This is a genomic window from Candidatus Falkowbacteria bacterium (assembly GCA_013336275.1).
Classification (GTDB): Bacteria; Patescibacteriota; Patescibacteriia; order Patescibacteriales; family GWE2-39-37; genus JAAXUA01.
In genome coordinates, this window is record JAAXUA010000004.1 from 20,510 (window position 1) to 33,428 (window position 12,919).

A 12,919-nucleotide genomic window follows, 5' to 3' on the forward strand; every position below is an offset into this window, starting at 1 on the left:
TATACCGGAATCAAAGTTTAAACCAAAGACCTTCCGGTCATAGCCTCAGGTTTCTCTATACCCAGGATGTGCAGTACGGTTGGAGCGACATCTGACAAGATGCCCTGCGGTTGGACTAGGCTCAGATCGCCGCCATAAGCGTCTTGGCTGCCGATGCGCCGCCCCTCGAATTCCTTCCCCACTATAATGAAAGGTACCGGGTTGGCCGTATGCTCTTTCGAGATGCTGCCGGTCTGCATATTGAATTTTGCCTCAGCGTTGCCGTGATCAGCCGTAATCATCATCACGCCGCCCTTGGCCAGCACCGCGTCGACCAGCTTCTTCACGCATTTATCAACCGCCTCGCATGCCTGGCTAGTGGCACGGATATTGCCCGTATGCCCCACCATGTCGGCATTGGCGTAATTGACCAAGATGAAATCATACAGGTCTTCATTTATAGCCTTGAGCAACTTATCCGTTACCTCGGGAGCCGACATCTCGGGCTTCATATCATAACTAGGGACCGGCGGCGAAGGCACCAAGTCGTGCGTCTCTCCTTCTGATTTGGTTTCGCGCCCGCCATTGAAGAAATAAGTCACATGGGCGTACTTCTCAGTTTCCGCGATCCGTAACTGCTTCAATCCGGCATTGGCGATAATCTCGCCCAAAGTGTCCTTGATTTCCTCTGGAGGGAAAGCGACTTCCACCGGGATGTCCTTCTCATACTGCGTAAAGCAGACATAAAGCAGGTCGGTCAGATATTTTGGCCGGCTGAACTTGTCGAAGCTCGGCAGGACGAAAGCCTTAGTGATCTGCCTGGCTCTATCGGGGCGATAATTGAAAAAGATCAAGGAATCCCCCTGCTCCACCAAGCCGACCGCTTTGCCACCCTGCTCGATGACTGTAGGGACGAACTCTTCATCGTATATCTTTTTGGTGTAGCTGTCCTCCACCGCCATGACCGGGTCGCTCGACTTATTGCCTTGGCCGGCAGTCATTGCCAAATAAGCTTTTTCAATGCGATCCCAGTGATTATCGCGGTCCATCGGGTAGAATCGGCCGGAGATAGTCGCTATTTTGCCGACGCCGTATTCGGCAATCGTTCTGGTGATGTCTTTCAAATAATTCAAGCCGCTATTATAGGGCGTGTCGCGGCCGTCCAGAATCGCATGTATATAGACTTGCTCGATGCCCTGCTCCTTCGCCAAGACGAGCAACGCCTGCAAATGTTCGATCGAGGCGTGGACGCCGCCATTGGAAACCAGGCCCATGACATGGAGCTTGGACTTTTTGTCCTTGACGTGCTTGATGGCATCGATCAGGGCACGATTCTGATAGAAGCTGTTGTCGCTGATTGACTTGTTGATACGAGGAAGGTCCTGATACATGATCCTACCCATTCCCAAGTTCAAATGACCGACTTCGCTGTTGCCGTCTTTGCCCCAAGGCAAACCCACGGCTTCACCCGAGGCGCGTATGGTCATGGCCGGATATTTGGAAATAAGCTCTTTCATCGTCGGAGTGTTCGCTTGGCTGATGGCATTGCCGCTATAAGGCTGCACGATGCCCCACCCGTCGAGGACGGCCAAAACGACGGGTTTCGGCTTCTTCAATTGCTGGTCTTTGCTTAACATATATTATCTTAACAATAAGCTTTTGCGGGGCATCGCCTTAGGCAGCGGCAACCCGAAGAGGTCTAGAATGGTCGGGGCGACATCACCCAGTACGCCATCGGTGCGCAGCTTGACCTTGTTTCTCATTTCCTGATTGACCAAGATGAACGGCACAGGATTAGTCGTGTGCTCAGTGTCAATTTCGCCGGTCTGAAGATTGATCATCCGCTCGATATTGCCATGGTCGGCTGTTATGATAACCGTGCCGCCAATCTTGTGATAAGCCTCGACCAGATTGCCGACATAGCCGTCCACAGCTTCGCAACACTTGATCGCCGCTTCGAGATTTCCGGTATGCCCGATCATGTCCGGGGCGGCGAAATTCAAGGTCGTAAAATCGAATTTTTTCTTTTTCAGATTGCTTATCACCTCCTTAACCAAACCCTTGGAGCTCATCTCCGGCGTCTCGTCGTAAGACCTGACATCGGGAGACGGCACCAAGATGCGCGACTCTCCTGCAACAGGATCGGAATATCCGCCATTGAAAAAATAAGTCACATGGGCATACTTCTCAGTCTCGGCGATATACAGCTGGCTCCGCTCCTTGAGCTGCATTGGCAAAGTGTCGGTCAGGTCCGGACTCGGGAAAGCCGACAAGATGCTGTCCAAATCGGGGCCGAAGTCCGTCATGGCAACGAAGCAGAGATTCTTGAAAACGACACGGCGTTTGAAGGAGCCGGGGTTCAATTCGTTGAAATTGGGCTGGACAAAAGCCTTGGCCAGCTGGCGTGCCCGGTCAGAACGCAGATTATAAAATATGACGCTATCACCATCGGCGATGCGGGGGTAAGGCTTGCCGGGGCGGCCGATAATATAGGGCAGGATATATTCGTCGCTTTCTCCGCGATTGTAGGCCTCGGTGATGGCCTCTTCGGGATTTAGCGACCAACGGCACTCGTCAGCATCGCAGCCTCCCTCGACAAGCACGTTATAAGACATTTCTGTCCGTTCCCAAACTTTCTTCCGATCCATGGCATAAAAGCGACCGATTACCGTATTGATAGTCTCGACTCCGGTAAACGACTTCTCCAATTGCCGCATCAGCTTGATGGCGGCATATTTCGGAGAATCGCGGCCATCTGTGAAAAGATGGAGATTAATCCTCTGCACTCCTTCTTTTTTCAAAAATGCAATCAATGCTATAAGGTGGTCCGGGTCGCTATGAGCGGTCATATTATTTCCCAGCATGCCCATCAGGTGGACATTGCCATGATTTTCCTTGGCGTGGTTGACTGCTTCCAGAAAAGCCGGATTCTTGAAGAACGTGCCGTTGGCAATATTGCGGCTGATGCGGACGGCGTCTTGTTCGGCGATGCGTCCGGCTCCAAGATTCATGTGACCGGCTTCGCTATTGCCATCCTGGCCGTTAGGCAAACCGACAAAACGCCCAGAAGCGCCCAGCAAAGTATTGGGGTAATTCTTCAAAAGAAAATTCAAGTTCGGCGTCTTGGACAAGGTGATCGCGTTGCCGCGATTGGCCTGATCGACGCCCCAGCCGTCAAGAATTACAAGTATGGCCGGTTTACTTATTCTTATTTTTTGCATGTTTGGTCTTGATTGTCGTTTGCGATTCGATCATATCTTCGATTTCCATCAAACGATTATACTTAGCTAAGCGCTCGCTCCTTGAAAGCGAACCGGACTTGATATATTCAGCGCCGACAGCTACCGCCAAGTCGGCAATGAAATCGTCCGAAGTTTCTCCGGAACGGTGGGAAACCATGATCTTGTATTTGTGTTTCTGGGCCAACTTGATGCACTCCATGGTTTCGGTCAAAGTGCCGACCTGATTAACCTTGATCAGGATAGCATTGGCAACCTTCTCCTTGATGCCCTTGCGCAGACGGGCCGTATTGGTCACGAAAAGGTCGTCGCCGATCAAGAGCATCTCGCTGCCTAACTCTTTGGTCAGATCGCGCCAGCCAGCCCAATCGTCTTCTGCCAAGCCGTCCTCGATAGAGATGATCGGGAATTTACGCCACCACTCGTGATAGAGCCCGACCAGGGTGCTATTGGAAAAAGTGGCTTGATCCAGCTTGAAGATATATTTTCCGGTCTCGGGATTGAACAGTTGCGACGAACCGACATCGATGCCCAGTCCGACCTCTTTGCCCGGCTTATAACCGGCCTTGATCATTGAGGCCACGATCAATTCTATGGCTTGGATGCTGGAAACTATATCTGGAGCATACCCGCCCTCATTGCCGACATCGGTGTCGAAGCCGGCGGATTTCAAGACCCGTCCCAAACTGTGGAAAATTTCCGATCCCATGCGGACCTTTTCCTTGAAGCTGATGGTTGAGAGCGGCAGAATCATGAATTCTTGGAAATCAAGATTAGTGTCGGCATGCTTGCCTCCGTTGAAGATGTTGAATGATGGCGTCGGAAGACGGAAGTCTTTGGAAAAATCGAAAGTCCCTGCCAAGTAATCGTAAAGCTCTTGTTTCTTGGACGTGGCGGCAGCCCTGGCGCAAGCCAGAGAGACGCCCAAAATGGCGTTAGCGCCCAGCTTGGATTTGTTTTCCGTGCCGTCGAGGGCGATCATGGCCCGATCGATAGCCTCCTGGTCTTCAGCATCCATGCCGACGATTTTCTGACTGATCTGCTCATTTACATTCTTGACGGCCTGCAGTACGCCCTGGCCCTCATACCGTTGCTTGTCGCCGTCGCGCAACTCCCATGCTTCGTGAATGCCGGTCGAAGCGCCTGAAGGAACGCTGGCCTTAGCTGCGGTGCCGTCAGACAGGTAGACTTTGACCTCTACGGTCGGGTTTCCTCGAGAATCCAATATTTCCCGAGCGTGGATTTTATCGATTTTAGCCATAGTATATTTGATATTATTTAGTCATGATCCTTATTACATCGTCCTTATTATAAAGCTTGTTTCCCGTGCCGTTCGGCCCGTACGATCCGACAACGACTGCCGGAGAACAAGTGCTCTCGCCGTCGCACGGAGAGCCGTCCGCTTGCACTTGGTAATGGGTATCGAAAAAATACTGATTGCCCCAAGGGTCTTTGGGAATACTGGTCATGTAGGGACCGTTCCAACCAAGGAAGGTGCCGTCGGAGGCGACCAGGCCAGCTTCTGGCGCAGCCAAGCCATAAGCACAGTTGTCGGCTAGATAGACGCATATTTCAACCCCCACTGTCAGATTAACCTTATCCACGGCCTGCCCGCCCGGCCAGAGCAAGGTGTCATTGGCCATTACGGTGATAGCTTTCTCTATCTGTTCGGCGTCAGCCCCGGCTTTCACGATCTTGGCTTTGTTCCTGGCATAGCTATAAGCGGCATTGCCAAGAGTCGACAGGATGCCGATAATGGCGATCACGACCAGAACCTCGATCAACGTGAAGCCTGATTTTTGGTTTTTTAAACCGAACATCATCTGCTTATTTGATTATGCCCTTTAACCCCGGCATCGGCTCACCGGCTAAGAAATCCAACATCGCCCCGCCACCGGTCGAAACCCAATCAACCTGATCGAACATCCCGGCCATCTTCAAGGCTTCAACCGTCTCTCCTCCGCCTACCACCCCGAATGCCCTACCGCTTGACCTGGCGGCCATGACCCTGGCAAGCGCGACCGTGCCATGCTTGAAACTATCCTGTTCGAACCAGCCCATCGGGCCATTCCAGGCAATCGTGTTAGCCTGTTTCAAGTACCGGCTATAAAAACTTATAGTCTTGGGTCCGATGTCGTAAATATACTCATCCTTGCCCACCGTACTGACGCTTCTGACCGCCAGAGCGCCTTTGCCATCCTTCTTCTTTGAGACTACCAAGTCGAGCGGCAGGATGATTTTCTTATTGCCAGCTTTCTTATACATGGCGACTGCTTGCTTGGCCAGTTTGGGGTCGCCCGAAACCTTTGACTTTCCCACCTCGTAGCCTAGACTCTGTAAGAAATCGTTCGCCACTGCGCCGCCGACAAGGATCTGCGAGGCGTTCTTGATGAAATTACTGATGATCGGCAGCTTGGTTCCGATTTTGGCCCCGCCGATGACGACGACCAATGGCTTTTTCGGCTTCAGTGCCCGCTCAATACTGTTCACTTCCTGCTCAAGCAGCAGCCCGGCGTAAGAAGGCAGGTGTGACTTGATGGCGCTGACCGAGGCGTGGGCCCGATGCGAAACGGCGAAAGCATTATTGATATACAAGTCCGCCGGGCGAGCAAGCTGCCGGGCGAATTGCTTGTCATCCTTTTCCTCGCCGGGATAAAAGCGGAGATTCTCCAAAAAAATCACTTGCCCTGGCTTTATCTCGCTTACCGCTTTTTCCACCTTGGGACCGACGCAATCCTTAACAAAGACGACTTTGCGCCCCAAAAGCTTCTCTAGTCTCTTGGCCACCGGCTCGGTCGTGTATTTTTTGCTCCTCTTACCCCCCGGATCGCCCAAATGGGTTGCGATGACTACTTTGGCGTCGTATCTGAGCAAGAATCTGATAGTGGCCAAACCGGCTATGATCTTGTAATCTTCTTTTACTTTGCCATTAGCCAAAGGGACATTGAAATCGACGCGTAAAAAAACAACTTTGCCAGCTACATCTTTTAGCTGACGCATTGAACGAATCGGCATACGAGTATAATTTATTTTATGTTTTTATTATACCACATTTCATGCCGAAACAAAAAGAGGCGCCTCGCTGGCGCCTCTTTATATCAATGTTGAGAATTACTTCAAAAGGTTGGCTTTTACCGCTATCTCGTCCTGCTTGCCATCCCGCCAAAATACCAGATTGATCTTATCCCCGACTTTGAAAGTCTGCAAGGCTTCATTCAAGGGCATCGAATCAGAAATCATGATCGCTCCGACCTGTGTAATGATGTCCCCTTCTTTCAGTCCGATCTTACGCTCTGTCTCTCCTTGGCTTTTCACTACGATAGCGCCTTGGCTAGGCTGTTGTCCGGCATTCTTCGGTTTTTCAGGTACCAGTTTACTCAAATTCACATATGCCAAACCGAGCGATGGCCTTTCAACCTTCCCCTTTAGCAGGACGCTCGATATGACGCTCCTGAACTGTGCCGCCGGCATGATTCTGCCCTGGCCATTGACGAAACCGACGATTTCTCCGGCCAGATTGAACACTATCGGACTGGCTGCCTCCTTGATAGTGCTATCAACCAAGCTGATTTCTTCTGAAAATTTATCAGTCAGGCTGACTGCTTCTGCTGATTTGCGGACATCAGCAACCATGTTGACCTGGTTGACGCCAAGCCAGTTGACTGACAAGACTATTTGTCCGCTCTGCAGATTAGAAGGGTCGGCGAAGCTTCTCACCGACAGGTTTTTAGCCGGAACATGGACAAACGTCAGGCCGGATACGCTATCGAAAATCTGCTTATCTGATTGGAATAGCTCCTTGTTGCTAGCAGCAATGACGTATTTGCCCCACTCCTCCCCTTCTGGCCGAAAATCGGTAACCAGCCAGCCATCGCTGCTGATCACAAGGGCTTGTCCCGCCAATTCTTTGGGCTGGTAATAGCCGTCCATAACACCGGCTTGTGCGTTTGGCGTCTTCTTGGGATAAATTCCAGCCAAACTGGTTTTTACAGACTGGGCCGTTTCGTAAACCTTGTCATTCTGTTCGACTACTACTTTTTTCGGCCCGCTGATCACAAGGCTGGAGCGCGAATCCTTGGGAAAATTTATCTCGCTGACTCCCGGGATGCCGAAGTAAGACTCCATTATATATGACTGGGAAACCAGCTGTCCTACGACACCGCCGCCCAAGCCCAACAAAGTAGCTAAAACAAGGACTGCGATCAGCCAGGATTTGGAGTTTGAATTTGTGCCTTCCATTTTCATTTATTACTAATTATTTACGACTAGAGCCAGCGTGCCGTAAGCCACAAAAGCCCCAGACTGACGCCGGCGAACCAAAGATTGTACTTGATCCTCCTGCCATCTATCTGCCCCAGAAGGGTAAAACGGGCCAAATTGGCTAAAACATAATAACCGATCGCTAAGCTCAAGCCGACTACGTGGAAATTCAAGGGCCAAAATGAGAGCGCCCAAGCGGCTTCCAACAGGCAGGATGCTATGACAAACAGATATGTTGCGCTAGATTTGAAGCTTATTTTACTTGCCCAGAATAGCTGATAAATCATTAAAATGCAAGCTGCGGCCAGGCCCAGCAAAAGCGGCCAGGCAGACATTTTCAAAAAAGCTTGGAAGCCGTAAAGAGAGGCGGCTATGAAATAAAAGCTCAAAAAGTTCGCATAGCTGGACAGGTTCTCTATCGATGATACCTTGTAGGACATCGGGCGCAGCAGGAAAAAATAACTGAAGCGGAAAAACAGATAAAGCACCGCCGTTGAAAACAGATAAAGGAACTGAATGAAGAATTTATCTTCCAGTCTGAGCAGCGTCGTATACATCACGACGCTTGAGAAATAAACCACAGGCATTATAGAAAAATGCCACCATTCCTTACTTACCGAGCTGTCCTTGGCCATGCGCCAAACTGCCCATACCATTACGGCATTGACCGCGATCACGGCACCATAAAGAAGGCGATGATTGATTAGCAATGCCTCCAATCCGCCCAAAGCTACTAAAGATACCAATAATGGCAGCAGTCTGTTATACATGAGCTAGTTCAGCCACGAATATTCTGTCTTGGCTTTGTTTATCGCTGCATCGCTGGCAACTTTCTTTTCCTGGTCTCCCCGTTGTATGAATTCCAGGCGCTGGTTCAAAGCGAATACCAGTTCGACATGCAATTGCTTGAATTTCCCAGGAACGAACAGGTCGAGCAGCTCTCTTCTGAGTTCAAGCACCTGATGCTCCGCTGCGCTGTCGCCGATTTCCGCAAGACGGGACACGATAGTCCTGACCTGCTGCCGATAAGCGACATCGAGCTTTACTAGATCAACCTGGCCGTTCTTCTGCTTGTTAGCACGGGCAATCTGATCAAGCAGGCGAGCATTGAAGCTGATCCATGAAATCAAGCCGGTGAAGGCGGTGATCAAGAGGATTGTCGCGATTGAGATTTTTGCGTTTGAAGACATATTTTTTATTTAATTTGTTTTCCCCTGAACATCGGCTCGCTCCCTTGTCCAGTGACTGGCCGGACCAAAGGCAAGCCATCATCGTCCGGCAGCGCGACTGCCTCGGTTGATGACGCCTCAGACACTGGAACTTCAGAGCGGAAACCGATTTTTTTCAACTCAGCCAAGTCGGACAGCTTGTTAGCCTTAAGGTATCTGGCTGAATAAGTAAAAAGAGTATCTTTGATGTAAAGGCTGCGCAAGACGTTGTTATCATAGTAAGAGTACCCATCAAGGTAGTAGTTGCCTCCCGGCTGACCGTTGTCAGAGTGGTCGATCTTGCCCCGCAGTACGAATTTCTTGTCGTCAATCGAGAATACGGCTGCGCCACCGAACACGAATTTGCCCCACTCCATCTTATTGGAAGACTGGTAGAGCGACACCGGAACGACCAGCAGATTCTTGTCTCGAGAGAAGAGGAACGCCCGATGGTCAGACAGGGCGATTGAATCGCTGCCTCGATCTCCCATCGTATAATGATCAAGCTCGACTGGCTTATCGACTTGGCTGACGTCGAACAGCGACAGCTTCAGGCCGCCGGCGATTACCCCGCCGAATTGGTTCTCGGACGTATCTTTGCCGAAACCGATCAGCGTATTCTCGTCATACGGATGGAGATAGTTCGAAAAGCCCGGGATCTTCAACTCGCCCAAAACCTTGGGCGCGGCGGGAACCGAAAGATCGATGACAAACAGCGGGTCGGTCTGCTTGAAAGTCACCATATATGCCCGTTTGCCCAAGAAACGCACGGAATAGATCCGCTCGCCCTTGGCTAGATTCTCGAGCGCTCCGACCTGCTTCATATCCTTGTCAAGCACATACATATTGCTATAAGACTCGTTTTCATTCTGTTCCACCAGATTTGACCAGCTCCTATTCTTGGTGGTGGCGATGCGGAAATAGCCATCCTGCTCGTCCATCGAAAACTGGTTCAGGACCATGCCAGGGACTTCGGCCACGGTCTTATACTCGATCTTGTCTTCGGCAATGGCAATCTTATGCACGACCGTCTTTTCCAGCTCTTTGCTGATGTCTGCATACTTCTGCTTGATCGTCTCCTTGATCGCCTCCTCAATTTTCTGCTGGTCTGCTTGGCTCATTTTCATCAGGTATCTGGCGATGATGGAAAAAATCTTAGCTTGTTTCTCGGCGGAGGAAAGTATCTGCTCATCTGCAGCATCGATTTTGGCAATCCGCTCCTTGTCCGCAGCCGCCAGCCGAGGAGACAGAATCTCGCGAGTTGCCTCCATCCTCAACTGGTTCTCGTCAAGGTATTTAGTATAGGTGATATAGATATTGTTCTGGGAAACGAAAAGATTCTGCGTGCCGGACAAGAGATAGATTTCGCTCTTTTCCTTTGCTGTGCTGTCTTTGATATTGATGGCGGAAACGGCCGTGAAATTGAACGATTGATACGGCATATCGAAATAGTACACCGGCGGCATTTCCATCAAGGCGGCCTTGCCTTGGCGGATTACCAAAGGCAGCGGCTCTGGAGAAAAATCGTAACTCTGCTTGCTGGTCAGCAAATAGACATAATCGCCGATCAGCCGGGAATTGACATACGAGCCTTCGAGCGCCAGATTCCTTTCAAGCTTCGGTTTGGACTTGTCGCTGACGTCATAGACTTCTATGAATGTGAACTGCCCCTGCATCACCGGCATGTCAGGCGCTATGCAGTCGGCCTTACCCGAGCAATCAACCGCCTGTTTGGCCATTATCTCATTGCCGTATGATTGGCCGAAGACGACCAGCTTGCTGCCGCTGATATACAGCTCTTGCGGTTGTCCCTTGAATGATAAGCGGCTGGAGATCTTGGCTTCAGCCACCGGATATGCCAAGGCGATCACGATTTCCTGGCGATTCAAAGCATAAATATATTGGCCGTCGGTTTTTACGATATCCGCTTCATCCACGCCCTCCACTTGGACATTAGTCTTGGAGAAATCACCGGTGGCGCCCGACTCTTGGGCGACTGCGGCGGTGTTGGCCGCAGGCGCGGCCAAGGTCTTTGTCATTCCGCCGGCGAACGAATCAGTCGCGGCTTCTAACATCATTCCGCGAGCCATCCTCCCGCCGCCGAATCCGTTATAGGACTGGTTCTGATTTGCCTCCAGGAACGCGACAAGCTCTTCTTTGGTAGCGAATTTCTTGATTTTCGATTGAGCCGCCAACTGGGTTGAGACATCGGTTGAGGTCGCCGGTTTTTCCGTCTTGGGAACGGGCGGCTGGATTACTGGCACTTTCTTTGCCCAAGGCAAGGAGCAACCGGTCGCCAAAAACAAAAGCGCCAACACCAAGGCTGGCCAACTTACGAGTGAAGATTTGACTTTGTCCATAAAAATTGGATAAGCGCTATTTAAAAGGATAGTTTACCAGCTTCCATCTCTTGCCATTCCCCTGCCGCATCATCCCAGCGATGAGCGTGCATCTTGTAGGTTTTTTCATCCTCGCTATAAACGTACTCGACCTGAGTCTGAGAACCTATACGATTGGAATATTTTGTTTTCTTGTCTAAAATTACCGGCCTTTCGATAAGCTCAAGCATCATGCGGCCGAGCGGGCCGGCAAATATCACGAAATGGCGTTCGCCAACACCCTCATCTTCGGGAAGTTCCTCCTTGCCCTCCTCTTCGACGGTGAAATTATCTTTTACTTGTCCGACTATATCATTCCATCTTTCCTTGGTCATGTTTTTTCGCTAATGATTAAATCCATAATATTATAACACGATTGATCGGGAAATATCAAATGCGGATGGGTTAGGCCTTGCGGTCTCTCAGACTGAATTCGCAGCCGCAATAGTCCTGACGATAGAGGCCCAAATCACGGGACAATTCGACCGATTTCTTGAAGCCGTCTTGCTTCTTGAAATCACGGTCCAGGAACTTGACCCGATATCGCACCGACAGCTCGTTACCGATCTGGCTGATGGCTGCCGCCATCTTGTGCGGGCTTATGGTTAAGGTCGAGGCGAAATAGCGGTATTTGAGCTGGCTTGCCAGACGCGCCGCAGCCTCCAAGCGATCGCGATAGCAAATGATGCATCGGGCGCCCTTTTCCGGTTCCATTTCGTGCCCCTTGACCGACTCGAGCCACTCAGCGTGGTGATACTTGCCGACTAAAAGCTTCAGGCCCAATTGGCGGGCGAATTTGCGGGTCTCAGCCAGGCGCTTATGATACTCGGCTTCCGGATAGATATTGGGATTGTAAAAATACAGAGTAACCCGATAATCCTTTTTGAGCAGGGTTGAGACGTAGGCGCCGCAGCCGATACAGCAGACCTGCAACAGCAGCTTCGGCCGTCGATACTCGCTGAAATCCAACCAATAGATCAAGGCTATAGCTACTAAGGACCCGAATATGCCGGCGACCGTGTCGAATGCAGAAACTGTGCGCCCAGGGATGAAGGTCTGTAGCGCTTCCAGCAAGAAAGCATACGATATGCTGAATGACAGGGCCAATCCGACCAATTGCCAATACCGCAGGCTGAACCAGGCCTCGATTGCTTCGATCAGGAAGAAAACCAGGCCGCCAAAAAGCAAAGCATGCACCAGCTTGTCATCATAAGCGAAACTTATGGCCTGCGGCACCTGCGGCTGGGCGAATGTCAGAAGCTTGGCAATCAGCAAACTCCAACTCGCCAAATGAAGCAGCTTTACCCAACGAAGAGCTCTCATTCGCTTAACGATTCGACTATCTGTCCTACTTCATCATCACTGCTGGCGGACGCGGGCTCGGCAGGTGCTCCAGTGTCTCCACCAGGAAGTCCGGCATTGCTAAGCACATCATTGCCCTCACCGAAAGCCACCAGCTTCTTCCCTGCCTTGGCAAATTTCTGTGCCATGAACACCAAGGTATCGTCTTTGGCAATGTTTGCCATTCCTGGGCCGCCGATATAGATGACCGCCCTGAAATCTTCAGGCTTAACCTCCCAGGTCGCTTTTTTAACTTCGACAACTCGACCTTGCGGGCCGGTGAACTTGCCTATCTGGATCGTTATCGCCTCATAAGGTACGTTTCGTTGGTTCAGCTGCTGTTCCACCTTGGCCAAGGTCGCTTCGTCGAAATCAGATGGGGCGAATACTACCGCCACCGGCTTGGGGACTTCGACCGGAACTGCCGGTTTGGCCGCCTCATTTTTATCGACGGCGCCGCAGCCTGTCAGGATCAACGCGAACAAAGGGAATATCAAAAATATTTTTCTCATAA

The 12,919-nt window shown here is 50.9% G+C and carries 12 protein-coding genes; all 12 read right to left on the reverse strand.

Features of this window, described 5'->3' with window-relative positions:
- Positions 1-17 precede the first annotated feature (17 nt).
- Positions 18-1,616, reverse strand: a complete 1,599-nt coding sequence (locus HGA34_03890; protein NTW22649.1) for a 2,3-bisphosphoglycerate-independent phosphoglycerate mutase — start codon at positions 1,614-1,616, stop codon at positions 18-20.
- A gap of 3 nt (positions 1,617-1,619) precedes the next feature.
- Positions 1,620-3,200: a 2,3-bisphosphoglycerate-independent phosphoglycerate mutase gene (locus HGA34_03895; GenBank protein NTW22650.1), complete on the reverse strand. Its 1,581-nt coding sequence runs from the start codon at positions 3,198-3,200 to the stop codon at positions 1,620-1,622.
- The gene (gene eno, locus HGA34_03900; GenBank protein NTW22651.1) at positions 3,178-4,479 is read right to left on the reverse strand and encodes a phosphopyruvate hydratase; all 1,302 of its coding nucleotides are present in this window, start codon (positions 4,477-4,479) and stop codon (positions 3,178-3,180) included. Before eno ends, HGA34_03895 begins: the two co-directional genes overlap by 23 nt.
- 13 nt (positions 4,480-4,492) lie before the next feature.
- Entirely contained in the window at positions 4,493-5,038 is a 546-nt protein-coding gene (locus tag HGA34_03905; protein NTW22652.1) for a prepilin-type N-terminal cleavage/methylation domain-containing protein, read from the reverse strand.
- 7 nt (positions 5,039-5,045) lie between these two features.
- Positions 5,046-6,233 (reverse strand): phosphoglycerate kinase, encoded by a 1,188-nt coding sequence (locus HGA34_03910; protein ID NTW22653.1) that lies wholly within the window; start codon positions 6,231-6,233, stop codon positions 5,046-5,048.
- Between the two features lie 96 nt (positions 6,234-6,329).
- Entirely contained in the window at positions 6,330-7,457 is a 1,128-nt protein-coding gene (locus HGA34_03915) for a serine protease (GenBank protein ID NTW22654.1), read from the reverse strand.
- 26 nt (positions 7,458-7,483) lie between these two features.
- Complete coding sequence (locus tag HGA34_03920) at positions 7,484-8,248, reverse strand: hypothetical protein (GenBank protein ID NTW22655.1); 765 nt, start codon at positions 8,246-8,248, stop codon at positions 7,484-7,486.
- 3 nt (positions 8,249-8,251) lie between these two features.
- Positions 8,252-8,668, reverse strand: a complete 417-nt coding sequence (locus tag HGA34_03925; protein ID NTW22656.1) for a hypothetical protein — start codon at positions 8,666-8,668, stop codon at positions 8,252-8,254.
- Between the two features lie 5 nt (positions 8,669-8,673).
- Positions 8,674-11,046 (reverse strand): hypothetical protein, encoded by a 2,373-nt coding sequence (locus HGA34_03930; GenBank protein ID NTW22657.1) that lies wholly within the window; start codon positions 11,044-11,046, stop codon positions 8,674-8,676.
- Between the two features lie 20 nt (positions 11,047-11,066).
- Entirely contained in the window at positions 11,067-11,399 is a 333-nt protein-coding gene (locus HGA34_03935; protein ID NTW22658.1) for a hypothetical protein, read from the reverse strand.
- 70 nt (positions 11,400-11,469) lie between these two features.
- Positions 11,470-12,387, reverse strand: a complete 918-nt coding sequence (vanZ, locus tag HGA34_03940) for a VanZ family protein (GenBank protein NTW22659.1) — start codon at positions 12,385-12,387, stop codon at positions 11,470-11,472.
- On the reverse strand, positions 12,384-12,917 hold the full coding sequence (locus HGA34_03945; protein ID NTW22660.1) for a hypothetical protein: 534 nt from the start codon (positions 12,915-12,917) through the stop codon (positions 12,384-12,386). Before HGA34_03945 ends, vanZ begins: the two co-directional genes overlap by 4 nt.
- Positions 12,918-12,919: the final 2 nt, after the last annotated feature.